Raw genomic sequence first — 26088 nt, forward strand, 5'->3', positions numbered from 1 at the left:
TTTTGCCTTGATTTTGTTTTGATAAGATCTTGACGATCTGAACTTCTGTAAAATTGCTTTGTTTCATAATTATCCCTAAGTTAATAAACTATATTTTTAAACGTTCCGTTTTTTAGGGAAGATTACAAAAGCTGTTCCAGGTTGTTCAATTTCATTAAAAAAGCCTCCCATCTTCAAGAAATATCCAGTAGATGTTGTTCCTCCAGTTGCATCAATACGTTGATTTGCTTTATAAGTTGCATCAACAGTTAATTTTGCTCCATTTACTTTTTTCCATTCTCCATCATAAACCCATTGATTGTTGAAGTTTACTTTTCTAGTTAAGTAACCTTGTGTTGGCATAAAATTTTCTAGGAAAGAGTGAAATCTTTTTAGGTATGTATTTGTTTTAGGGCGTTTAAAGCTTGCGATGATTTGCCAATTATTCGTTTCTGGCATAAAAAACCAAGCTGTATAAGTTGTCGAATTATCACCATTTGGAACACCTTTCAATAAGAATTTATACGTTGTATCGGCTTTCCAATTGTATTTCATATAACGGGCAACGGCTTTGCGAGGTTGCGGACTAAAGAAGCCGAAACTTTCGGTTAAGCACTAAAGTTCAAAGATATGCAAAAACTTTGATTTAAGCATTAACTCCGCAATCTTGCAAAACCGATGTTGTATGAAGCCATACTTTTTAGTTTCCTAATTCCAATTGATTTTTCACTAAATTGTAATAGTCGGCTTTGTTTTTAACCAATTCATTATGGTTTCCTTTTTCTACAATTTCTCCGTTTTTTAATACAATTATCTGGTCTGCATTTTTTACGGTTGAAAGTCTGTGGGCTATAATTAAAACTGTTTTTCCTTTAAAAAACTCTTGCAAATTATCGTGAATTATTTTTTCATTTTCAGCATCTAAAGCACTTGTTGCTTCATCAAAAAATATGTAATGAGGGTTTTTATAAACTGCTCGTGCTATTAGTATTCGTTGCTTTTGTCCTCCCGAAATACCATTTCCCGAAGCCCCTGTTTTTGTATTATAACCCAAAGGTAAATCTTCTATAAAACTTTCGATATTAGCAATTTGAACAGACTTTTTAAGGTTTTCTTTATCAATAATTTCATCTCCTGTTGCTATATTTCTTTCGATTGTGTCAGAAAAAATATAACCGTCCTGCATAACAACTCCACAATTCTGACGAATATTTTTTGGAGATAAACTTAAAATATCATCATCGTTATAAAATATTTTTCCTGTTGTCGGTTCATAAAACCTCAAAAGTAATTTCATTAAAGTCGTTTTTCCGCTTCCACTCGCACCTACAATAGCTGTTATTTTTCCTTCGGGAATAGTGAAATTAATATCTTTTAATACAAAAGGCGACTTTGAGCCTTCGTACTGAAATGATAAATCTTTGATTTCTATTCCTTTACCTGATTGCAAAAGTAGTGTCTTTTGATTTTGATGTTCCTCTGTTTTATGAGTTTGTACTTCGTTTAAGCGTTCCATACTTAACTTGGCATCTTGTAAAGAACGGAAAAAACCAACTAATTGATTTACGGGAGAGTTCATTTGTCCGATAATATAGGAAATAGCTAACAATTCCCCTAAACTCATTGTTCCTTTTACTACCAAAGTGGAAGCAATAAATGTAACCAAAATATTTTTAATCTGATTGAAAAATTCAAATCCTGATAATTGTAGTTGATTGATTTTTAAAACTCGTATATTGAGATTGAACAATTTATATTGAATTTTTTCCCATTCGTTACGTTTAAAATCTTCATATTGATTTAATTTCATTTCGGTTACTCCATTGAGCATTTCGTAGATAGATTCCTGATTTTCACTTCGATATTGAAAACGAAAATAGTCGAGAATTTTTCGCTTTCTTAACCAATAAAAAGACCATAAAATTGATATAACTGTCAGAATCAGATAAACCGATAATATTTTGTAATCGTAATATAAAAGAACTCCAAAGAATACTGAAAATGTGATAATTGAAAAAAAGGTTGTTAAACTTTGTGAAGTTAAAAAGTCCTCAATCCTTTCATTGTCCTGAATACGTTGGTTAAAATCTCCTATCATCTTGGTGTCAAAATATTTGATAGGGAGCTTTAAAAGTTTGTTTAAAAATTCGGAAATAATATTGATACTTACTTTTGTACCAACAAAAAGCATTAACCAATTTCGTATAATTTCAAAGGTAATTACTCCTAAAAAAACTCCTAATTGAGCTAATAAAATAAGCGATATAATATTCAGGTTTTTGGAGTTTATTCCTTTATCTATAAGATTTTGAGTAAGGAAAGGAAAAATAAGGTTGAGTAAACTCCCAAAAAGTAGCAAAACAAACATTATGCTTATCTGCTTTTTGAATGGAGATAAATATCTGAAAAGATGTTTTACAGATAATTTTTCTTCTTTGGGAGGAGATTGCTTATAAAAATTTTCTGTCGGGTTGAGAAAAAGAGCAACTCCTTTGTCATAACCTGTTATCCAAGATTCTGCAAAATTTTCTTCGTTCAGCTTAATAAAACCGTGTGCAGGGTCAGCTATATGAAAAAAATATTTTCCTGTAAAAATACTTTTTGTAATTTTTTTTAAAACTACAAAATGGTTTTGATTCCAATGTAAAATACAAGGAAGAGCTTCTTTTCCTGTTATTAGTTCATCAAGGGTTAATTTTGCAGTTAGTGTTTCAAATCCTATTTTTTTTGAAGCCTCACTTATTCCCAACAGAGAAACTCCCTCTTTTGTCAGAAAAGAGTTTTCTCTTAAATATTGTAAAGAATAATTTTTACCATATTTACTTGTAATCATTGCCAGACAGGCAGGACCACAATCCATTTGGTCGTGTTGAGGAATAAATTTCATTGATTTACAAATTCATACATTCTATAATATGTTCTCTTACAACCTCTTTTTTCTTTTCAATGTCAAAATCATAAACACAATAATCCTCTCCATTGTTTTCAAAGGCGACTTGTGAGCAACCCGAGCCGCACAAAGGTAAAATAGGACACGTTTGACAGGGTTTATTGTTTAGTTTAGCCATTAATCGGGTAGTGTTTTTTTCAAACCAATCAATTGTTCCGTCTTCTTGTAAAATACCTTCTCTATTGTTTTTTGTGAAATCCCGAGCAGTACATTTAAAAGCGTCTCCGTTATAGTTAATTACTACTTCATTGGTTTTGTCAGCATAACAAGAATTTCTGATATTATCTCGTGTATTTCCCGATACAAAAAAGTTATTCTCTTTAAAAGTTTTCTTTATTGTTTTTAATTTCTCTGATAATTCTAAATTTCCTTTTTCTTTTGTTTGCCACACTTGATGAAAGCTAATTTCTAACCATTCTCTGTCATCGTTGCTAATATCACTAATGTCTTCAATAATATTTAAAACACTTTTCAAGGTTTCATCTGTAAAATTAATCCTTAAAGTTGTACTTATGTTATTTTTACAAAGTAATTTAACATTGTTAATTATTTCATCATAAGAACCTCTCTTTTCATTTACATTTCTTACTGTATTGTGTAAATCACGATGGCCGTCTAATGTAATTTGATTGTGTGTTATATTATATTGAATAAAATTATTAATCATCTTCTGATTAATTAAATAACCATTTGTTGTTATATCTGATTCAAAGCCAATATTTTTTTCAATCGTTTTACGATTTGCATATTCCAATATTGGAATCATTACTTTATCAAAATATAGCAAAGGTTCTCCTCCAAACCAACTCAAATATAGGTTTTTTGTTTTTTCTTTAGAGGTAACATTATCAATAAGTTTATAAACTTTTTTAATTATGTCTTCGGACATTTTTGAACTTTTAATGTGATTTTCATAACAATACCAACATTTAAAATTACAGTTCATTGTTGGATTTATGATAATGTTAAAAAAACTTTCGTCTTGGTCTGTATTTATAATTATCTCTCTTACTTCTGCATACTCATCTTTTTCTTTATTTACGATAAAACCATTTTGAATTAAAGCATTAAAATAATCTGGGTGTATTTCTTGAAGCCCTATTGGGTTATTTTCATTTATAGCAGCTTGAAGTAAATCATAAAGGGCATATTCTAATAGCATAAATTTATCATTTACTGAATTATATGCTAACATTTTTCTTTCAAAAGGAAGAAATAAATTATACATACTAAATTTCATAATAAGTCATATTTTTGATTACTGAAATTAAAGGAAGACCTGTTATAATTTAGGTCTTCCTTAGTTTTTGTAAAAACAGTTAGAATTAAGATGTACCTATTGATGTATTAGAACACCCTTGGCAATCTCTTCTGTTCTTGTTTTTGCAACGACAATTATTTGTGCAATTACTGTTTGAATCTTCCAAATCTGTGATTAATTCATTGGAAGAGAAAACAGCAAATCCACCTCTTAATTGCCCTTGAGCATTTTCATTCAGAACTTCAATACTTTTTGATAGTTCTGAAAAGGTTTTTGACTTTCCCATAATTTTAATGAGTTAAAGTTAAAAAATGAATCAAGTTTAAAGACATTATTCTTCATCGGTCTATTCTTGCAAGAATATTTTTAATTAGTTCTGTTTATTTCATCACTATTTTTAATTTCCCTATTATTTCTTTTAAATGATTTACCAAAATTGTAAACTGCTGATAATCTAAAAAATCGCTCATCATAATAATTCCTAAATGAATTTTTAATATTATTGGAATAAGTTGTATAAATAGGGCGATTGGAACTAAAAATATCATTAGCATATAAAGAAATCACAAGTTTTTTTTCGAGAAATAATGCTCTTAAAGATGCATTTAATTGATTATGTGATGTGTTATAGTCCAAATTATCTACTCCTTTTGTTGTATAATTATAAGAGAGATTTAACATAAAGGTTTTTTCTTTATTTAAGATTAAATCATTGCTGATAGAAAAGAAACCGTTCCAACCTTTTAAATAATCTAATGTTACAGGTATTTTAGAATCTGCACTACTATAATAGACATCTCCAAAGAAATTAATGTTCAACCATTTTAGTGGTTTTAGGATTATGGTTTGATTAAACCCAAATGTTCTGTTAATCAAAAAATTTAGAGGAATAATTTGTTGAACATTAGTTTCGGCATCTAAAATAGCTGTCTGTTCAAATCCGTCATCAGTATGAGAGAAATATAATGTACTGATGTAGTTTTCTTTAAAAATATACTCAAATTCTACATTATTGGAAAAAGAAGGTTGCAAATACGGATTCCCTTCTGAATAAGAATAAGGAGAAGTAATCCATAGGAATGGATTTAGAAGACTATAATTAGGTCTGTTTATACGTCTGTTATAGTTTAAAGAAAACGAGTGATTATCATTCGGAACAAATGAGAGGTAAGCAGTAGGAAATAACTTGGTATATTTCGATTCATTTTCCTGATTTAATGTTACAGAATTACCTTTTAGCTGTGTGTTTTCCAAACGTAACCCGATTTTTGCTTCCCATTTTTCACTAATTTCTTTTTGAGCTGAAAAATAGACAGCTTGTGTATTTTCTTCATATTTAAACCGATTACTTTGAGAAGTATCGAAAATAGGCACACCACTTGTTAAATCATAATATTCAAAATTGTTATCTGTGTTAATATAGGATAAACGACCACCATAATTCAAATTAGCCCAATCAAAAGGGTGTTCCATATCAAGATTGAAAGAATAATTGGAAATTTTTTGATTTCCTTTATTATCTGCTGAACTATAAGAGTTCTCTATTGGTGTAGAATCATTATAGTAATTGTTTGTTTGAAAAACACGGTTTGAATTTAGCTTGAAATTGAAAAAATCAAAATCAAACGACAATTTTCTGCCTAACGTATCTATATCATATATAAAATGGTAGTTGAGATTATTGGAGATTCTTTTTCGTTCATTTTTTGCTTTGGTTATAATGAGAGAATCTACGAAGTTTGTTTCAGGGCTGAACAAAGTAGTGGTTACGTTATCTCTTATTTCAGGTGTATTGTGTGAGTAATTGTAAATAAAACCTGTCGATATTTTATTTGATATTTTATAGTCTAATCCTAACCTTGCAGAAACAGATTTTGAAAAATCTCTACGTTTATTTTGTTCTTTCCAAGTGATATTAGAATAGTCAATAGTGTTATTTTCAATAGGTGCATTTGAGCCATTAGTGTAATTCAAGTTTGAAGATAACGTGATTTTATTTTTCTTAAAATTAAATCCAGCTCCACCTAATCCTGTTGCATAGGTAGCTTGCTGATAAACAGACCTTATTGTTGCGTTCCAAGCGTCTTGTCTTTGTTTTTTTGTAACGACATTAATGATTCCGCTATTTCCCTCTGCACTATATTTTGCAGGAGGATTTGTAATTACTTCTATACTTTTTATTTCATCAGACTTTAATGTTCTCAAATAATTAGCCAAATCACTACCTGAAAGATATGTCATTCTATCGTCAATCATTACAGACATTCCACTCTTACCAATCATTGATATTTGGTCATTTTGAACCTTGATGCGTGGAGTTATTTTTAATATATCTAAAACATCTCCTCCTGTGGCTATTACGGAATTTTCTACATTAAAAACTAATCGGTCAATTTTTTTTTCTATAAGTTTCTTGTCTTTTGTAATGACTATTCCTTCTAATTGAATCGAGTTTTCAACTGTAATAATTCCTAAATCTATATTTTCGGTAAGATTTATGTTTTTCGTATAAAGTGAATTTCCTAAATATGATATTTCAAGAAAATAAATTCCTGTTTTTTCCTCTATTTCAAATTTTCCATACTCATCTGAAAATTCAGTTTTTACAAGGGTATTGTTTTGTGTTTGTAGATTGATTGTCGCAAATTCAATAGGATTGTTTTCTGCATCAAAAATTTGCCCTGTGATTTTGTTTTGTGAAAACAAAATAGTAGGGAAGATGAAGAATAAAAAAAGGATATTATTTAGGATAATTTTTCGCATTTATTTCAAATTTATTTCAAAATTTGGTTGTATCGTTTTTCGTACAGCACAAATTTAATTTACAATAAATGAAAAATCCAAGTAGTAAAACTTCTAAAATATACCAAAAACTTCTAAAACTGTATTTGGAAGTTTTTAGATTCTATAATAAGTGGTCGGGAATGTCTATATTATTTTGAGTAAGGAGTTTTAGCAATTCTTCATTTTTTAATTTATGAATATTTCCACAAGAGTTGGATATAGTGCATAAATCATCAGGGCTTAAATCAAGAATATTAGCTAATTTTACAACAATATCATTTTTTAGTGTTGTTTTACCATTTTCAATGTCAGAATATGCTTTTTGGGTAATCTTTAATTTTTCTGCCATATAGTCTTGTGAGAAGTTTTTTTCTCGTCTAACTTTTCGTAAAGTTTCTAAACATTTTGCTTTCATAGCCTTAAATTTTTACCGTAACGTTTGTCAAATGGTTTCATACAACTTTGTCCACCAGAACCTTCGTTACCGAATTCTCCTGTTTTCACATTGTCTCCTTTCTTTAACAAAACGATTTTTTCATCATCAGGAATACTTTTTGGGTCATCAGTTACGAAAGGACTCCAAACTGAAAACAAAATACGTCTTTCCGTTTCTGAATTAGCTTGAATTCCGAAATATCCTTCTCCAAAACCGTTTGCCATATAATAAGAACCAATTATATCAGCGTCTTTTGGTACAACGATTTCATTGTAGTAATATGAAACATTTTTATCAGAAGGAATTTCATAGGCTAAATGGCAAGAAGGTCCACGTCTCGCCCAATAATAGTACTGCGGATCGTTGCTATAAATAATTCCGTTGTCTACAGCAGTTCCACTAACTATAAAATCTGTAATAGCAATTTCGCCTTTCAATCCGCTTAAATCAACAGAAACATAACCCGGTTTTGAAATAGCGAATGTACCTACAGAAATAGTTTTATCAGTAGATTTCCAATTGTATTTTTTTGTTTTTTTATTGAAACCAACATTTAATTGAGCGTCATTTTTAGCTTCACCCTTTAATTGAATATTAACATTTCCAGTTCCTAAAACTTTGAAATACGTTTTTGTTACATTTTTAGTTTGTGGAGAAATTAAAGCATTCACTTTTGTAACTGTAGATGATGATCCTTCTTTATGACCGACTTCAAAAGCATTTCCAACCAAAGGAATGTCATAAGTTTTTGTTTGTTGTGCGATTACATTTCCTCCAACCAAAACGGAAAGAGAGAATAAGATGTAATGAATTGTTTTCATGGTGTTAATTTAATTTATATTTTAATAATTCGTATCCCCTCCTTCAAGACTAACTGTATTTGATTCTTTTACAGTTTTTTTAAGAACATTTTTATCATCATTGTTATTCTTCGGTTGATTTATTTCTTTTTCAATGATTTGTGTAGGTGATCTATCTACAGCATTAATTTGTGGTTGGTTTTCTTCAATCTTTTGATTTTCAGTAGTTTTTCGGTTGGTGTTACGCAATTTATCCAACAAACGTTTTGCTTGCTTAGCTTCTTCGGTTCCGTCATAAGCCGTAATTACAATTTCTAAAGCTTGCTCAAAATCGCTATCTTTTCCAGTTTGTTTGATTGCATAAGCATTTAATAAAGCAAATTTAGCAACGATAATTTCAGTAGGAAATTTTACAATTACTTCTTGTACTTTTTTCTTTACGTCATCATATTTTTTATCTTGATACAACGTGTATGCAACTTTGTAGGCTTCTAAAGCTTCTTTTGTTTCAGCAGTGATGTATTCAACTTCTGGATTAAGAATATAACCTGCATAAATCGTATTTGGATATTTTGTTAGAATGATATTTTTGTATTCATCTTCTAATTTTTGATCACGATTTTTATAAATACGATACAATTGATAAGTCGCTTTTAATAACACATCTTCCGATTTTGGAGGCGAAGCAACCAAGGCTTTCAACTCTTTTCCAGCTAATTCTGAGTTATTGAAAATATCAAAATATCCAGTACCTAAAGACAATTGCGTTGTATCTCTCACAACTTTCAACTCATTCAATGCTTTTTGAGAAGTTGGAATTTGATCTAAATAATAATCAAGTTCAAAACGTCTTGGATCGCCAGCAGCAATTTGCCCTGTCAATTCATTCTGTTTGTCCTCAATTACAGTACTTATCGCATTCGAATTTCTCCAATTATCTTTCAACGAAATTCCTCCCCAAATACGTTGGAATTCTTGCTGTCCAGTCGATTTTAAATTTTGATTATAGAAATAGAATTTTCCTTTATCAGCATTATTGAAACTCGTCGTAAAACTTGCTGTTTTATTCTCTAACTGAAAAGTTTCCATTTCTTTTTGCTCTTCTATAGCTTGCTTTTCTTCTTTTTTCTTTAATTTTTCAATATAATCTGTGAAGAATTTTGATTGATCTTCTTTTGGAAGTGCAGCAAGTTTTAGAATTGAATCATTTTTCTGAACTAAATAATGTTTTTCCATCAATTTTTTCAAAACATCATTTCGTTTCTGAATACGCGTTTGATCTTCTGGCAAATTATAACTTGTTTGTGCCGAATCATAATAAGCCGATGCGTAAACATAATCGTTTTGCTTGAACTTTATATCACCATAATTTTCGAAAGCGCGCCCACGAATATAAGGATCAGACATTGGTTCCTTCAAACTCAATTTTGCATATTCTACAGCATCATCCATTTTGTCAGCTCGAAAAGCCATTTCAGAAATTCCGTAATATAACTCGTTTTTCTTCGATGCATAAATTCCTTTATTCGAGATGTCCAACAAGTTTTGCTTGTAATTTCCGTAATTATTAATTTTTGGATCAAAATTAGCTGCAATCGCCAACTGCGATTTGATTTCCATATCAAATCCAGGCTTCATTTTATAAACTTGCGTGAAAGCTTCACCAGCTTCTTGTTGTTTTCCTAATTTAGAAAAAACTTGTCCTAACGTATAAAATATTCGAACTCGTTCATCTTTATTTGTAGAAAAATATTCGGCTTTTTGCAATGGATCAAGTGCTTCTTCGTACTTTTTTTGATCAATTAAAAATTGAGCATAGGTACGCGCAATCATTGTTTTTAATTCTTTACTTTTATACGGATCGTTTTCGTAAAGTTTTTGTAAAGTTTCGATTCCATCAAAGTAATTTCCACCTTTTATTTCGGCAACAGTTTTGTAAACATGCGCTTCTTGCGCGTATTTAGAATCTTTGAAATTTTTGACAACATAGTTTAAAGCATCAAGCGCTTCAAAGTATTTTTTTTGATAAAATAATGATTTTCCAATCAATAAATAAGCGCGACCCATCAAAGGATTATTTTCTTTTCCTTTAATTAACATCGAATGTTTTTCGATTGCTTTCGAAGCTTTTGCCTCTACAGCAGCAAATCCAACAGGTTTTTCTACTTTATCTTGATTATTTCGATTTCCACTTCCAATACCAAAATTGGGCGTATTAAATTCACCTAAATTAGCAGAGTCCGAAACAGAAAAATATTCTATTCCAACAGGTAAAATCTTCGAGTAATTTTCTACATAATTTGTTTGTAGTTCTGTGTTCTTTTTTTCTAACTCATCCTCAGCATTGAATACTCCATTAAACCACGATGTCATCTTGTGATATTGTCGGTTTTTGAAACTATTTTTTTGCGTAGAACAGCCGATTAAAAAACTTGCGGCGAAGATACTCAGTACAATCTTTTTCATGATAGCGAATAAAAACAAATCTACAATAAAACGTTCGATTAGAAAAAATCTTGTATCCTTCGAAAAAATAAGATAATTTTATGTGGAATAGAAATAATAGAGAAGCGACTTTTTACGGGATGATTATAAAATGATAGCTAACGTTTTAGCTTTAATGTAATTAGTGATTTGACTAAGAAAAATCATTGCAATTGTTGTTAAATTATTTAGAATATTTGTTTAAATTCGACCAATAATAATGTTTTAAAGGAACAGCATGAAAGCTTTTTTATCGAAAATTTTTGCAAAATACATTGTCAACAAAGAACAAAAGTGGATAAATAATCCGCTAGAAACACAAGACAAAATTCTAAATGAATTGATTATTGCTGCAAAAAATACAAAGTTTGGAGTTGATCATCATTTTGAATCAATCAAAAATTATGAAGATTTCAAATCGCAAATTCCAATCAATGATTATGAAGGTTTGAAACATTATTTTGATGAAGTAATTGAAGGGAAACCTGATATTCTGTGGCCTGGAAAACCTCTTTATTTAGCTAAAACTTCAGGAACTACTTCTGGAGCCAAATATATTCCGCTTACAAAAGAATCTGTTCCATCTCATATAAATTCTGCTCGAAATGCTTTATTGTTTTATATTAATGAAACAAAGAATTCTAATTTTGTTGACGGAAAAATGATTTTCTTACAAGGAAGTCCAATTCTTGAAGAGAAAAATGGATTGAAAGTAGGTCGACTTTCTGGAATTAGCGCACATTTTGTTCCAAATTATTTGCAAAAAAATCGTTTACCATCTTATGAAACAAATGTGATTGAAGATTGGGAAACAAAAGTGGATAGGGTAGTGGATGAAACGGTGAAAGCTGATATGACGCTGATTTCTGGGATTCCGCCTTGGTTGATTATGTATTTTGAACGATTGATTAAAGTTTCTGAAAAAGAAAACGTTCAGTCGATTTTTAAGAATTTACAACTAATGGTAACAGGAGGTGTAAATTATGAACCTTATCGCGATAAAGTGAATCAACTAATTGGTCGAAAAATAGATTGTATTCAGACATATCCAGCTTCAGAAGGGTTTATTGCGTATCAAGATTCTCAAAAAAATGATGATTTATTACTTTTATTGAATAATGGAATTTTTTATGAATTTGTTCCAGTTGAAGAGTTTTTTGATGAAAATCCAACCCGAATTTCATTGAAAGATGTTGAAGTAGGAAAAGATTATGTTCTAATTCTCAATACAAACGCAGGTTTGTGGGGATATAATATTGGTGACACAGTTCGTTTTACTTCGATAAAACCTTATAGAATTGTTGTTTCTGGTCGAATTAAACATTATACATCTGCTTTTGGTGAGCATGTAATTGGTCACGAAGTGGAACAGGCGTTGCAAAAAACTTTAGAAAAATATCCAGCGAGTGTAAATGAGTTTACAGTTGCGCCTCAAGTTAATCCAGCAGAAGGTTTGCCATATCACGAATGGTTAATAGAATTTGATCAAAAACCACAAGATATAACTATTTTTAATCAAGAATTAGATACACAAATGCGTCGCCAAAATACGTATTACGATGATTTGATTACGGGAAATATCTTGCGTCCGCTTGTCGTTTCTGAAGTTAAAACAGAAGGTTTTCAGCATTATATGAAATCGATAGGGAAATTAGGTGGACAAAATAAAGTTCCTCGTTTGTCTAATAATCGCGAAATTGCAGATGAATTTTACAGTCTAAACTTAATTACTACAAATTGAACACACACACAACAATAGATAAAATGATTTACAAAACGGTAAAAAGTTCATTGGTAACTTTTTCGCAATTAATGCTTCCGTCACATTCCAATTTTAGTGGAAAAATACACGGTGGATTCATTCTTACTCTACTCGATCAAATTGCATTCGCATGTGCTTCCAAATATTCTGGAAAATACTGTGTTACGGCGTCTGTGGATAGAGTAGATTTCTTAACGCCAGTAGAAGTAGGAGAATTATTAACGCTAAAAGCATCGGTAAACTATGTCGGAAGAACGTCAATCGTCGTAGGAATTCGAGTAGAAAGTCAAAATATCCAAACAAGTGAAATTAAACATTGTAATTCGTCTTATTTTACGATGATATGCAAAGAAGAAAATGGTGAAAAAGCAGAAGCTCCAAAATTAATTTTGAAGAATCTGAACGAAGTTCGACGCTTTTATAAAGCTTTGCATCGAATTGAAGAACATACAAAAGCAAAAGAACAAATAAAAGATCCGATTGATTATAAATCGCAAGATTTAATTGATCATTTATTGGACAATCATTTCGTGAAAATAGAACTAGATTAAAGTTTTTACATCATTAATAAATAACTCAATTCTGAAAATGAATTGAGTTATTTTGTTTATAGGGTTTTGATAAATAGTTTATATTTTATCTCCTAATTGTTATGCTCCAAAAAATTGATTATTGAATTTGAGTGGCATTACTAAATTGCAAATTATTTAATTTTAAGAAAATTAGGCATTGTATTTGTTTTATCGATTCTTAATATCAAAACCAAACTTTTTATTTAATTCATTATTATGAAAACTCTCTTCAAATTTTTATTACTATTCATTGCAAGTACAACTATTTCATTTGCTCAATCTTCTGGTTTAAATAGTCAATTAATACAAACAAATTTTACTGAAAATAGCTCTAAATCTTCAAATCCTATTAGTTTTGCTGTAGCAGGAAGTGTATTTGTTTTAGCTTTTTGTGCTTTTCGTTTCAGAAAAAAAATTGTCTAAAACGAAACAAATCATTTTTTCGAAATCAGAAAAACGATTTAATTTCTAAATTTGTAAAATGAAATATTTATTCATTTTACTTGTATTGTTAGTGCTGTTTGTTATTTACAAAAAATTAAAAACAGTTCCAATTGAAAAACCACTTCCGAAAGAAGAAGAACCAAAAATATCGTTTTTAAAAATTGAAAAAAATGATGATTTGATTGATGATTCTAATCAACAAATTTCAGAATTTCAAGTAAAAATAGATTCGGTAACAAAGAAAAAAAATACATTAGAATTCTTAATTTCTATTCAAAATAATACCGAAAAAACAGTTCGTATAAATATCGTTGAAGCTGATTTTTATTCAAATTTTTCTCAAAAAAAAATCAAAGCTGATGTTACATTTTATGGAGAATTGGCAATGGGGACAAATGATATTTTATTGAAAAATACCATTTTACCTGATTCTCACGTTATCCGAAATATTTATTTTTTCGAAACAGATTTAATTCATTTTAATCAAAACGATTATCTGGAAATTGATATAGAAATTAATGGAGAACATCATCAGTTCAAAAACTATTTTCATCAAACAACTTTCGAATCGATTAAATACATTCAGTAATCTGATTTTTTGATTTGAATTGTAAGGCTTAATTTTGCATTTCAGAATTTAGAGATATGAAACATATACAATTGATGCTTGGAAGCTTGATGCTTTTTGGATTAACAGCTTGTCAAACACCAAAAATAGTTACTGAACAACAACCAGTTCAGCAAAAAAGTTTACAAGTTGATGGTAAAATTTATGCTGCATTTTTTCAACAACGTGCTGCTGAATATCAAGCCTTAAGCCAGCAAGCTTATAATGTTGCTAAAATGAGATTGGATGAAGCAATTGCGACAAAAGGCGCAAAACCTTTAGCGATTGTAACGGATATTGACGAAACTTTTTTGGATAATTCGTACTATGCAGTAGAAATGGCGCGTCAAGGAAAAACGTGGTCGCAAGAAACTTGGGCAAATTGGACGTCGAAAGGAATTGCAACTCCTTTGGCTGGTTCTCAAGAGTTTTTTCAGTATGCAGCGAGTAAAGGTGTTCAGATTTTTTACGTTACAAATCGATACGAAGTAGAGCGTCCTGGAACTTTGGCAAATTTAGAAAAATACAATTATCCAATTCAAAGTGCTCAGAATTTGATTTTGAGAAGTAAAGAAAGTAGCAAAGAAGCACGTCGTCAAAATATTTCGAAAGATTATGACATTGTTTTATTGTTAGGAGATAGTTTAACAGATTTTTCTTCTTTATTTGATAATCATAAATCTGAAAAAGAAAGAGCGGCAGCTGTAGAAACTTTAAAATCTGAATTTGGAAAACGATTTATTGTATTGCCGAATGTTGGATATGGAGATTGGGAATCTGCAATATTTGATTACAAATATGACTTGACGCAAGAGCAAAGAGATTCGATTATATACGAAGCTGCGAGAGAAACTCCTGTGAAATAAAGAATAAATACACAATGAAAACTGTCTTAATCGGACAGTTTTTTTTTGATTTATAAAAAAGTGAGAAATTAAATTTTAAATACATTTAACATGTTTTTGTTAAAAATAATCTATTAATTATTATTTGATCTGTAAAAAAATAATATTTATTTATTGAATATATAGTTTTTTTCTTTGTGCTGTATAATATTTAAGCATTCACCTATTTGTAAATTAAACTATAAATAACCTATATTTATAAGCTGGTTGTTTAGGCAATCATCAACCAATATTTAAAAAAAAATTATATCAAAACACATGAGTCAATCACAAAAAACTAATTGGGGTCAATTTATCCCACTGGTTACAGTATTCTTCTTTTGGGGATTCGTAGCGGCAAGTAATGAAATTTTAATTCCAGTTTTTAAAAAATCATTTGATTTATCCCAAGCCGAAAGTCAATTAGTCGCAGTAGCTTATTATATCGCTTATACGGTTGGAGCTTTAATTTATATGGGCGTTTCATTATTAGCTAAACAAGATTTAATCAATAAATTTGGGTATAAGAATTCATTATCTTTTGGACTTCTTTTATCAGCTATTGGAACGCTTTTTTTTATACCAGCAGCCAATACAGGATCATTTCCTTTAATGTTAACAGGTTTGTTTACTGTAGGTCTAGGTTTTTCGTTGCAACAAACTGTTGCTAATCCGCTTGCAATTGCTTTAGGAGATGCAAGTACTGGATCTCAACGTTTAACATTAGCTGGAGGTATTAATAACTTAGGAACTACAATTGGACCTTTAATTGTTGCTTATGCAATTTTTGGTGCAGGAGGAGAAGGAGAAACAACTTTGAGTATAGAAGCAGTTAAAATTCCATATTTGTGTTTGGGTGTTGCTTTTTTAGCTGTTGCTATTTTCTTGAAATTTTCGTCTTTACCAAATCATCCAGAACAAGAAGAGGATAGTGCGATTGCAACTTCAAAAAATGATAAATCATCAGCCTTAAAATATCCTCAATTATTATTAGGAATGCTTGCGATCTTCTTATATGTAGGTGTAGAAGTTTCTACTGTAAGTAATTTACCAGCATATATGCACAATGAATTAGGGTTCGATATACAAGGAGTAACACCATATGTTTCGTTATATTGGGCAAGTATGATGATTGGTCGTTGGGGTGGTGCAGCAGAAGCATTTGGTTTAGATAAGACAAAAACATTGGCTCTTAAATTTATAGCACCTTATTTAGCTTTTGGGATTTTCTTATTAGTTAATTACATTGCAGGGCATGATTTGAAACCATTTTATCTATATAGTGTAATTATTTTAATAATGATTTTAGCTTCTTTATGGACAAATGGAAACCCTGCTAAAATGTTATTAACTTTCTCAATTATTGGAATTGTAGCATTATTAATCGGAATGAATACAACTGGTTTAGTCTCTATTTATTCTATTACAAGTGTTGGTTTGTTCTGTAGTACATTATGGCCTTGTATTTTTGCATTAGCAATTAATGGTTTAGGAAAAAACACTTCGCAAGGAAGTAACTTCTTAATTATGATGATTATGGGAGGAGGATTAGTAAGTATATTCCAAGGGTATATTGCAGATTTATCAACTGTTCATTCTAGTTATATTGTTTGTATTTTATGTTTTGTGTATCTTGTATTTTATGCAATTGCAACGCCTAAAATTCTTAAAAAACAAGGAATAAATCTTGGTGAAGTTAAATCTGAAGGAGGACATTAGGAAGATTTAATATTTAGTAATTTAATAAAAGGCTGTTTTATAATTTATTATAAAACAGCCTTTTCAGTTATTGAATTAATATAATAGGTGAAGGGACAAGAGAAACAACAAATTACAACATTTTGACAAGGTTCTAGAAAATATTCTAATTAGAATAATTCAAATACCACTACCCAGACAGCATCGCTATAAATCTATTTACTGGTCTAGGAAGTAGTGCTAATGGAGAAAATTATATTACTGCTCAAAAAATAAATTAGTGAGTTACAAAAAAAACTCAACCATTTGGTTGAGTTTTTTTTATTTCTTACGATATGCCAATATTTTATCAATACGATTACCATCTTTGTCTACAATTTCTAGCGTCAAATCTTCTACTTCTACCTTATCCCCAACATTTGGAATGGTTTCGTATTTGTCCAAGAAAATCCCAGCAACGGTAACGTATCTATTTTCGATGTCTTCGTCTATATCTATCTCAAAAAATTTCTCGAATTCGTAAATAGAAAATTGCCCATCGATCAACCATGTACCATCTTCACGTTCTACGATTTCGTAGTCTTCGTCTTGGTTCTCTGGTGTATCACCAACCAATTCGTCCAGAATATCATTTATCGTTACAATACCAGCCGTTGTACCATATTCGTCCAAAATAATGGCGAAATGTGCCTGCGAATTCTGTAACATTTCCAACAACGGATAACTAAACGAATTCTCGTTGACAAAAATAGGTTTGTGTATGAATTTTTTAAGGCTAAAATCTTCTTTACTTACCCCAAACATATCTTTTAGTTTCAAGATACCAACGATTTCATCCAAATTATTGTTCTTCGTAACGGGGTAGGCAGAATATTTATTTTTCTTGACTTTTGCACGGGCTTTCTCATAATCATCCGAAATATCTAATGAAGCAATTTCTGAACGATGCGTTGCCAACGTATTTACACGACGATCTCCAAGCTCGAAAACACGTTCTAAGATTTCGTGTTCTTTTTCCTGAATTTCACCACCTTCTGTACTTTCTTTGATGATATTTTTTATTTCTTCCTCCGAAACAACTTCGCTGCTATCATCTTTAATACCAAACAATTTCAAGAAAAAATCATTGGTAACCGTTAATAACCAAACAAATGGTGAAGTGATGATAGATAACCATTTCATCGGTTTCGAAACAATAGTAGAAACCATTTCAGGAAATCTCATTCCCAAACGTTTTGGTAATAATTCGCCGAATACAATCGAAAAATAAGTGATGATAACCACCATAATAATTGGAGAAAGTGTTTTGGCGTAAGGTGCAATGAAAGCGATAGATGTTAAAAATTCTGTTAAATCTGCAGTTAGTTTATCACCAGAGAAAACCCCTAACAAGATACCAATAAGGGTAATTCCGATTTGTACGGTTGATAAAAATTTGTTTGGATTCTCAGCAAGTTCTAAAGCTGTTTTAGCGCCAGAACTTCCTTTCTTCATTTGATTTTCTAATTTGAATTTTCTTGACGAAACAAGTGCCATTTCTGACATGGAAAAAATTCCGTTCAATAAAATCAATACGATTATTATAACAATCTCCACTTTTATTCTTTAATTTTGATAAAAATAAACCAAAATCTAATACCTACCATAATGTCTCAATTTAATATTATGAAATTTTCTTATTTAATTTTACTTGCTTTTATGCTAAATGCTGGTTGTGCTTTCGGTAGCAGCGATCAAACACCAGAAGAAACAGATACTATTTTACCTGCTTTTACAACCGCTGAATTGATTGGTAAAGGAAATCCTACGATGGTGGGGAATGGGTATAAATTGTTGCCAGAAGTTGCAAAACAATTTGAATTAATGAAAGCTGATGCGCAAAAAGCAGGCTTTAAAATACAAGTGATTTCGAGTTATAGAAATTATACGTATCAAAACGGAATTTGGGAGCGCAAGTATAAAGCAAATCAAGCGAAGAAAATTGCAGCGAAAGAAAACATCGAAAAGATTATTGAATATTCTACCATTCCAGGAACTTCTCGTCACCATTGGGGAACTGATTTGGATATTATAGACGGAACGCGCGGAATACCAGCAGATCCGTTGAATGAGAAACATTTTAACGAAGGAGGATCAATGCATAAATTTAAACTTTGGTTAGATGAAAATGCATCTAAATATGGTTTTTATTTGGTGTACACGGATAATTCAGCGAGAAAAGGATTCAAATATGAACCGTGGCATTTTACGTATAAAGCGATTTCTGAACCGATGTTACAAGCTTATAAAAAGCTTGATATTAAAAAGGTTTTACAAGAAAATAAATTGTTAGGAAGCGAAAATTTTACAGATGATTTTATCGAAAAATATCGAAAAGAAAATATTTTGGATATAAATCCTGTTATTAAATAGTTAAAGCTCCTTTTTGGAGCTTTTTTTGTGGTATCTTTAAATAAAATTTAAGAGATTATACTTTCTGATGAGATTAACATTTTTCATATCGTTATTTTTGAGCATGAGTTTACTAACTTTTGCCAAACAATCGATTGTGAAAGATTTGGATGGCGATGGAAAGTTTGACAAGGTTTCAATTAATTTTGAAACGAATAAAATAGAGTTTTTACTTTCTGATACTGAATATAAAAAGCAGAGTAGTTTAGCTTTTAATGAATTGGATCGTAATACGAAGATTGAGGAAACAAAGAAAGGTTTCAAGATTATCAATAAAATAGGAGATGTTTTGTTTACATCTTATTTTCGATACAATCGTCAGACAAAAAAGATTGAATTATCTGCCATAAAACGTTCAATAGTTTCGGATGATTATTCGAAAGAAAATGGCGAATCAACTTTTATTACAGCTACAAAAGAGTTTATTGCGAAATGGAATAGTTTGGATAAATCATCAAATAAAGTGATTGCTTTACCAACGCTAAAAACTAAAATTGATTTGGATGTTATTTCTTTGAATGATTTTAATGATGCATTTCTGAATAAATTTAATCAACAAAGTTTGACTTTTTATAAAGCTGAAATCTCCAAGCAAAAATAATTATTGCTCCAAATCTATTGTTCTGAATGTTAGATTAATTCGTGGCGAATTTACTTTTTTAGTAGGAGGTAAGCGATGCAGCCAATAATCTTGTGTTTCATTTTTCATAACTAATAAACTACCACTTGCAAGATTTAAAGCAATTACTTCTTTAGTTTCTTTATGTTTAAAACCAAATTTACGTTCAGCGCCGAAACTTAGCGAGGCAATTGCGCCATGACGTTTCAATTGTTTTTCACCATCACTATGCCAAGCCATCCCTTCGGAACCATCGTGATATAAATTTACCAAACAAGAATTATAAGTTTCGCCAGTTTTTTCCTCAGCTAATTTTTTTAATTCAAGTAAAGTATCAGTCCAAGGCAAAGCTGTTTTCATGATTTTGGAATAGGTATAAGCAAATGGAAAATCTCCATACCAAGCAATTTTTCGTTTAGTTTCTATCAATTTTCCAAATATTATTGCTTGATCGTTTTTCCATTCAATTTCATTTAATAATATAGAATAATAATGATGCGCTTTTTCATCGGTCATAATTTGTCCAAAATAATTTACAGTTCCATCTTTTGGAAGTAGATTTTGTTGTCCGTCAAATAAATCGTTAAAAAGATCCATTTATAGTTTTATATGATCAAAAATAAGGAATTTAGATTTAATTCAGTTAATGTAATGTGCAGATAAATAAAGTTTTACAACGTTTGTTATTTAAAATTTAATATTGAATAAGTCAAAAAAAATTTGGATTATATAATTTTTTATTTATTTTTATTTAACCAAAATTTAACACAATATGAATAAATTGATTTTTAAGAACACAATTAAGTTCTTCCTTGTAAGTAGTATTTTACTTCTTGTTTCTGTCTTTTTAAAAATGTTAAATGTAGATCATGCGGATTTTATCTTGAACATCAGTTTCTCGGTTACAATTATTTCGCTTATCGCTGTAATGATGAGTTATAAGACTATAAGGGGGAAAAACAATTTTTCTATGGATTAATTTTTACGTATTAATTTAATTAATAATTTTGGTTGTTTATTTGTGAAAAGATAAACAACCAACTATTGTTATTTTAATAAACTGTCTCAGCGATTCTTTTTGTATTTATAGAATTACTCATTGTATAAAAATGTAATCCAGGAACACCAAAATCGATCAACTCTTTACATTGTTGAATACACCATTCAATTCCGATTTCCTTGATTCGTTCCTTATCTTTCGACTTCAAAACTTCCATTGCCAAAGCTTCTGGTAAGTCCAAATAGAAATTTTGTGGAATCGACGTTAGTTGATTGAAAGTTGTCAAAGGTTTTATACCTGGAATAATCGGAATATTAATATCCATTTCGCGACATTTTTTAACGAAATCAAAATATTTCTGATTATCAAAAAACATTTGCGTCACGATATAATCAGCTCCCAATTCCACTTTCTTTTTCAAATAATACAAATCCATTGCAAGATTTGGTGATTCGAAATGCTTCTCAGGATAACCCGCTACACCAATACAAAAATCCATTGCATGCGATTCTTGTAGTTCGTCGTCTAGATAATTTCCTGTATTCAAAGCAGTAATTTGCTCAATCAATTCCGAAGCATTTGCATGTCCACCAACTTCAGGAACAAAAGATTTTTCCGATTTTATAGGATCTCCACGTAAAACCAAAAGATTGTCAATTCCCAAGAAATTCAAATCAATTAACGCATCTTCTGTATCTTCTTTTGTAAATCCACCACAAATCAAATGCGGAATTGCGTCTATCTTATAATGATTCTGTATCGCAGCACAAATCGCAACTGTACCAGGACGTTTTCGTACCTGATAACGTTTCAATAACCCGTTTTCTTTCTGTTTGTAAATATACTCTTGACGATGATAAGTTACATCGATAAAAGCTGGATTTAACTCAACTAACGGGTCTAAAGTTTTGAACGTCGCATTGACATCTTGCCCTTTCAAAGGCGGTAAAATCTCTACAGAAAATAATGGTTTTCCGTTTGCGCGTTCTATATGTTCGGTAACTTTCATTCTTTATTTTATCGTTTAGCGAAGTTCGAATCTCGAATTTCGATTATATATTTTCTTTTATTTGAGCGTTTCCTTCGGGCGGGCTTTTCGTTACAATCTTTTTTGTTAATTTCGACTTCGTCCAATCAACAAAAAAGGATTTTCACTACAATCCCTAACGCATTTTTTTATTTTGTTCTACGTTCGTTGTCATTCCGAGCTTGTCGAGGAATCTGAGATTCTTTATTTCGAAACGCTCATTTTGAATGATAAATTTTATTTTTGCTTAACGCTTTTACGCCAAATTAGGACTCAACCAACGTTCAGCTTTATCAAGTTCTATATTTTTACGTTTTGAAAAATCTTCAACCTGATCCATTTTTATTTTACCAACTCCGAAATATTTTGCTTCTGGATTTCCAAAATAATAACCCGAAACAGATGAAACTGGATACATCGCCAACGAACTTGTTAACTCAATCCCTGCATTTTTCTCTACATCCAAAATTTTGAAAATTGTTTCTTTTTCTAAATGGTCAGGACATGCAGGATAACCAGGAGCAGGGCGAATTCCTTTATATTTTTCTGAAATTAATTCGTCATTTGATAAAGTTTCATCTTTCGCATAACCCCAAACTTCTGTACGAACATATTTGTGCAAATATTCTGCATAAGCTTCAGCTAGACGATCGGCAATTGCTTTCACCATAATCGAATTGTAATCATCTAAATTTGTTTCGTAAGCTTTAGCAACTTCTTCAATTTCTTGACCAGCAGTTACAGCAAATGCACCGATATAATCTTGAATTGCTGAATCTTTCGGCGCAATAAAATCAGCAATTGAAATATTTGGTTGTTTTTTCGATTTTTTCGCTTGTTGACGAAGTGTATAAAATTCCTCGATTTTGTTATCATTTTCATCAAACAATTCAATCGTATCATCGTTTACCGTATTCGCTTTGAAAAGTCCAAAAACAGCCTTCGGTTTAGCTAAATTTTCAGCTTCAATTTTATTTAACATTGACAAAGCATCTACATATAGTTCTTTGGCATTTGTTCCGACAATTTCATCATCTAAAATCGCAGGAAATTTACCATGTAAATCCCATGTTTTGAAAAATGGCGTCCAATCGATAAAATCTCTTAATTCAGAAACTGTTGTTTGATGTGTAAAAACACCTAATTTATTTGGTTTAAAAGGTTTATTTTCTTCAAAATCAACTTTTAATTTATTTTTTCGAGCATCTTCAATTGATAGATATTCCTTTGATACAGCACGATTTAAGAAACCTTCTCTAATTTTTGTATAATCAGTAGTTGTTTCTGTAAGTAATTCTGCCTGTTGATTTCCAATCAATTTTTGACAAATTGTAACCGAACGAGAAGCATCTAAAACATGAATTGCTTTATCATATTCTGGTGCAATTTTAACGGCTGTATGCGCTTTAGAAGTCGTTGCACCACCAATCATTAATGGAATATCAAGATTAAGACGTTTCATTTCTTTGGCAACATGCACCATTTCATCTAAAGATGGAGTAATCAATCCAGAAAGACCAATTACATCGACATTATTTTTTTGCGCTTCATCTAAAATTGTTTCAGAAGAAACCATTACGCCTAAATCGATAATTTCGAAGCCGTTACAGCTTAAAACAACTGAAACAATATTTTTTCCGATATCGTGAACATCACCTTTTACAGTTGCCATCAAGATCTTAGAAGGCTCTTTGTCTGTTTTATTTCTAAGTTTTTCTTCCTCTAAAAATGGCGTTAAATAAGCAACAGATTTTTTCATTACGCGAGCCGATTTCACTACCTGCGGTAAGAACATTTTACCACTTCCGAAAAGATCTCCAACGACATTCATTCCGTCCATCAAAGGACCTTCAATAACACGTAATGGAGAACCAATTTTTTCCAAAGCTTCTGCAGTATCTTCGTCAATAAATTCTGTAATTCCTTTTACTAAAGAAATTTCAATACGCTTTTCCAAAGGTAATTCGCGCCAAGTATCATCTTTCTTTTTCTCTTTTGTAACACCTTTTAGATGTTCGGCAAAATCAATCAAACGCTCTGTTGCATCGTCACGTCGATCCAATAAAACATCTTCAACGTGTTCTAATAAATCTTTAGGAATATCATCATAAATCTCAATCATTTCTGGATTGACGATTCCCATATCCATTCCATGTTTGATAGCATGATACAAAAATGCTGTATGCATCGCTTCACGAACCGCATTATTTCCACGGAATGAAAACGAAACATTCGAAACTCCACCAGAAACTAATGCATGTGGAAGATTTTCTTTGATCCATTTAGTTGCATCAAAAAAATCGATTGCATTGCGTCGATGTTCGTCCATTCCCGTTGCAACTGGGAAAATATTCACATCAAAAATGATATCTCTTGGATTGAAATTTACTTCATTCACTAAAATATCATACGAACGTTTTACAATTTCGATTCGGCGTTCATAATTATCAGCTTGACCTTTTTCATCAAATGCCATTACAACTGTTGCAGCGCCATAACGTTTAATTTTCTTAGCATGTTCGATAAATAATTCTTCGCCTTCTTTTAAAGAAATTGAGTTGACAATCGCCTTACCTTGAACATTTTTTAGACCAGCTTCGATGATTTCCCATTTCGAAGAATCAATCATAATTGGAACTTTCGAAATATCAGGTTCAGAAGCAATCAAACGCAAATATTTTACCATAGAAGCTACACCATCAAGCATACCTTCATCCATATTGATATCGATAATTTGCGCGCCACCATCCACTTGGTCACGTGCAACCTGAAGTGCTTCTTCAAATTTTTCTTCTTTGATTAATCGCAAGAATTTTTTAGAACCAGTTACATTTGTACGTTCGCCAACGTTTACAAAGTTTGAATTTTCTCGTACAATTAAAGGTTCTAATCCAGAAAGTTGAATTTTTACGCCTGACATTGTTCACTAATTTTTCGAGGTTCGTATTCTTTTGCTAAATCTGCCATCAATTTGATATGATCTGGTGTAGTTCCACAACATCCACCCAAAATATTAACCAATTTTTTATCTAAGAAAGGTTTGATAAAATCTCGCATCATTTCAGGAGTTTCATCGTATCCACCGAAAGCGTTTGGTAAACCAGCATTTGGGTATGCGCTGACATAAAATGGTGCTTTTTCGGCTAATACTTCTAAATATGGAATCAAATCTGTTGCACCTAAAGCACAATTTAACCCAACTGAAATTAAATCAATATGTTCTAATGAAATCAAGAAAGCTTCTGTTGTTTGTCCAGAAAGTGTACGTCCAGATTTATCTGTTATTGTACCAGAAGCCATTAGAGGAACGTTGATTCCTGTTTTTTCTATCGCATCTTGAATTCCATAAAATGCTGCTTTTGCATTTAAAGTATCAAAAATAGTTTCGACAAGTAAAATATCTGCACCAGCTTCTAACATTGTTTTTGCTTGACGATAATATACATTTGCCAATAAATCAAAATCCACATCGCGATAACTAGGGTCATTTACTTGTGGCGAAATAGAGGCTGTCTTGTTGGTTGGACCTAAAGATCCAACTACAAAACGAGGTTTATCTGGGGTAGAAAACTCTTCACAAGCTTCTTTTGCTAAGCGAACGGCTTCGTAATTTAATTCATCAACCAAATCAACCATATCATAATCAACCATAGAAATAATATTGGCATTGAACGTATTTGTTTCGATTAAATCTGCACCAGCAGCCAAATATTCTCGGTGAATATCTTTTATGATTTGAGGTTGGGTTAAAACCAATAAATCGTTATTTCCTTTTAAAGAAGTATGAAAATCCTTGAATCGTTCTCCACGATAATCTTCTTCTTGTAAATTGTGCTTTTGGATCATCGTTCCCATTGCACCATCTAAAATAACAATACGCTCTTTTAGTATATCGTCTAATTTCATTCTAAATATTTTAAAAGCCTTATGGGAAGAAGTGTGAGGTAAATCCTTATCTTTCTCTATTTGAGTAGGATTTAGCACCCAACTATACTTTGGGTTGCTAAGATTTCAACGGGCCTATTCCCTCCATCTTTCTTTATAAAGCTATGTGCAAAATTATTTAAAGTATTGAGAATAAAAAAATCAAGATTGAAAAAAACGAGTTCGAAACTTGGTTCATAGAAATAATTTTTGTTTGAAATAGTTCAAAATCTCTAATAGGTCATTTTTGAAATTTATTTTAGAAAATATTTCTTTAAAATTACTATTTTAAAGAAATAATATTTTAATTAGTTATTGAAAATTGTAGTTTTTAGAATATTTTTAATAAAAATAGGGTTTTATTAAAAATTATTAAGATTTGTTTTTTCTTTTAATTGTATTTTTT

Annotated in this window: 21 protein-coding genes and 1 riboswitch; of the genes, 8 read left to right on the forward strand and 13 right to left on the reverse strand. The window is 30.7% G+C overall.

Translation table 11 applies throughout. The annotated features are described in order from the left end of the window. Positions 1–96: 96 nt before the first annotated feature. The 8 genes from G0Q09_RS12075 to porW form a co-directional block, all read right to left on the reverse strand. On the reverse strand, positions 97–534 hold the full coding sequence (locus G0Q09_RS12075; protein WP_219035059.1) for a DUF3472 domain-containing protein: 438 nt from the start codon (positions 532–534) through the stop codon (positions 97–99). A gap of 145 nt (positions 535–679) precedes the next feature. Beyond that, the gene (locus G0Q09_RS12080) at positions 680–2866 is read right to left on the reverse strand and encodes a peptidase domain-containing ABC transporter (RefSeq protein ID WP_219035060.1); all 2187 of its coding nucleotides are present in this window, start codon (positions 2864–2866) and stop codon (positions 680–682) included. Positions 2867–2870: 4 nt separating this feature from the next. Continuing rightward, positions 2871–4124: a radical SAM/SPASM domain-containing protein gene (locus tag G0Q09_RS12085; protein WP_219035061.1), complete on the reverse strand. Its 1254-nt coding sequence runs from the start codon at positions 4122–4124 to the stop codon at positions 2871–2873. Positions 4125–4254: 130 nt separating this feature from the next. Next, on the reverse strand, positions 4255–4476 hold the full coding sequence (locus G0Q09_RS12090) for a hypothetical protein (protein ID WP_219035062.1): 222 nt from the start codon (positions 4474–4476) through the stop codon (positions 4255–4257). Between the two features lie 80 nt (positions 4477–4556). Further along, on the reverse strand, positions 4557–6953 hold the full coding sequence (locus G0Q09_RS12095) for an outer membrane beta-barrel family protein (RefSeq protein ID WP_219035063.1): 2397 nt from the start codon (positions 6951–6953) through the stop codon (positions 4557–4559). A gap of 142 nt (positions 6954–7095) precedes the next feature. Continuing rightward, the gene (locus G0Q09_RS12100; protein ID WP_219035064.1) at positions 7096–7389 is read right to left on the reverse strand and encodes a helix-turn-helix domain-containing protein; all 294 of its coding nucleotides are present in this window, start codon (positions 7387–7389) and stop codon (positions 7096–7098) included. Then, positions 7386–8231 carry a DUF3472 domain-containing protein gene (locus G0Q09_RS12105; RefSeq protein ID WP_219035065.1) on the reverse strand — a complete coding sequence of 282 codons (846 nt, stop codon included), beginning with the start codon at positions 8229–8231 and terminating at the stop codon, positions 7386–7388. Before G0Q09_RS12105 ends, G0Q09_RS12100 begins: the two co-directional genes overlap by 4 nt. 21 nt (positions 8232–8252) lie before the next feature. Then, complete coding sequence (gene porW / locus G0Q09_RS12110; RefSeq protein ID WP_443093329.1) at positions 8253–10676, reverse strand: type IX secretion system periplasmic lipoprotein PorW/SprE; 2424 nt, start codon at positions 10674–10676, stop codon at positions 8253–8255. A gap of 256 nt (positions 10677–10932) precedes the next feature. Between porW and G0Q09_RS12115 the strand changes: the two genes are divergently transcribed. The 6 genes from G0Q09_RS12115 to G0Q09_RS12140 all read left to right on the forward strand — a co-directional run bounded on the left by G0Q09_RS12115 (position 10933) and on the right by G0Q09_RS12140 (position 16682). Beyond that, positions 10933–12435, forward strand: coding sequence for a GH3 family acyl-acid amido synthetase (locus G0Q09_RS12115; protein ID WP_219035067.1), 1503 nt, complete (start codon positions 10933–10935; stop codon positions 12433–12435). Continuing rightward, positions 12432–13007 carry an acyl-CoA thioesterase gene (locus G0Q09_RS12120; RefSeq protein WP_257468226.1) on the forward strand — a complete coding sequence of 192 codons (576 nt, stop codon included), beginning with the start codon at positions 12432–12434 and terminating at the stop codon, positions 13005–13007. Before G0Q09_RS12115 ends, G0Q09_RS12120 begins: the two co-directional genes overlap by 4 nt. Before the next feature lie 237 nt (positions 13008–13244). Further along, positions 13245–13451: a hypothetical protein gene (locus G0Q09_RS12125; protein WP_125350324.1), complete on the forward strand. Its 207-nt coding sequence runs from the start codon at positions 13245–13247 to the stop codon at positions 13449–13451. A gap of 58 nt (positions 13452–13509) precedes the next feature. Continuing rightward, positions 13510–14061 carry a hypothetical protein gene (locus G0Q09_RS12130; protein ID WP_219035068.1) on the forward strand — a complete coding sequence of 184 codons (552 nt, stop codon included), beginning with the start codon at positions 13510–13512 and terminating at the stop codon, positions 14059–14061. A 56-nt stretch (positions 14062–14117) separates the two neighbouring features. Then, entirely contained in the window at positions 14118–14945 is an 828-nt protein-coding gene (locus tag G0Q09_RS12135; protein ID WP_125350322.1) for a 5'-nucleotidase, lipoprotein e(P4) family, read from the forward strand. 297 nt (positions 14946–15242) lie between these two features. Then, positions 15243–16682 (forward strand): MFS transporter, encoded by a 1440-nt coding sequence (locus G0Q09_RS12140; RefSeq protein WP_125350321.1) that lies wholly within the window; start codon positions 15243–15245, stop codon positions 16680–16682. Positions 16683–16982: 300 nt separating this feature from the next. On the opposite strand, the gene G0Q09_RS12145 is transcribed toward G0Q09_RS12140, so the two are convergent. Then, positions 16983–18257 (reverse strand): hemolysin family protein, encoded by a 1275-nt coding sequence (locus G0Q09_RS12145; RefSeq protein ID WP_219035069.1) that lies wholly within the window; start codon positions 18255–18257, stop codon positions 16983–16985. Between the two features lie 69 nt (positions 18258–18326). Between G0Q09_RS12145 and G0Q09_RS12150 the strand changes: the two genes are divergently transcribed. Next, positions 18327–19073, forward strand: a complete 747-nt coding sequence (locus G0Q09_RS12150; RefSeq protein ID WP_236688214.1) for a M15 family metallopeptidase — start codon at positions 18327–18329, stop codon at positions 19071–19073. Between the two features lie 103 nt (positions 19074–19176). Continuing rightward, the gene (locus G0Q09_RS12155) at positions 19177–19713 is read left to right on the forward strand and encodes a hypothetical protein (protein ID WP_219035070.1); all 537 of its coding nucleotides are present in this window, start codon (positions 19177–19179) and stop codon (positions 19711–19713) included. Here the strand turns inward: G0Q09_RS12155 and G0Q09_RS12160 are convergent, their stop codons facing one another. The 4 genes from G0Q09_RS12160 to G0Q09_RS12175 all read right to left on the reverse strand — a co-directional run bounded on the left by G0Q09_RS12160 (position 19714) and on the right by G0Q09_RS12175 (position 25664). Then, on the reverse strand, positions 19714–20328 hold the full coding sequence (locus G0Q09_RS12160; RefSeq protein WP_219035071.1) for an alpha-ketoglutarate-dependent dioxygenase AlkB family protein: 615 nt from the start codon (positions 20326–20328) through the stop codon (positions 19714–19716). Between the two features lie 455 nt (positions 20329–20783). Further along, positions 20784–21740 (reverse strand): methylenetetrahydrofolate reductase [NAD(P)H], encoded by a 957-nt coding sequence (metF, locus tag G0Q09_RS12165; RefSeq protein WP_219035072.1) that lies wholly within the window; start codon positions 21738–21740, stop codon positions 20784–20786. 274 nt (positions 21741–22014) lie between these two features. Next, complete coding sequence (gene metH / locus G0Q09_RS12170) at positions 22015–24678, reverse strand: methionine synthase (RefSeq protein ID WP_219035073.1); 2664 nt, start codon at positions 24676–24678, stop codon at positions 22015–22017. Then, on the reverse strand, positions 24666–25664 hold the full coding sequence (locus G0Q09_RS12175) for a homocysteine S-methyltransferase family protein (protein WP_219035074.1): 999 nt from the start codon (positions 25662–25664) through the stop codon (positions 24666–24668). The genes metH and G0Q09_RS12175 overlap by 13 nt, the downstream gene beginning before the upstream one ends. A gap of 43 nt (positions 25665–25707) precedes the next feature. Next, positions 25708–25806: riboswitch (SAM riboswitch) on the reverse strand. Between the last annotated feature and the right edge of the window lie 282 nt (positions 25807–26088).

This window comes from Empedobacter falsenii (assembly GCF_019308355.1).
GTDB lineage: Bacteria > Bacteroidota > Bacteroidia > Flavobacteriales > Weeksellaceae > Empedobacter > Empedobacter falsenii_B.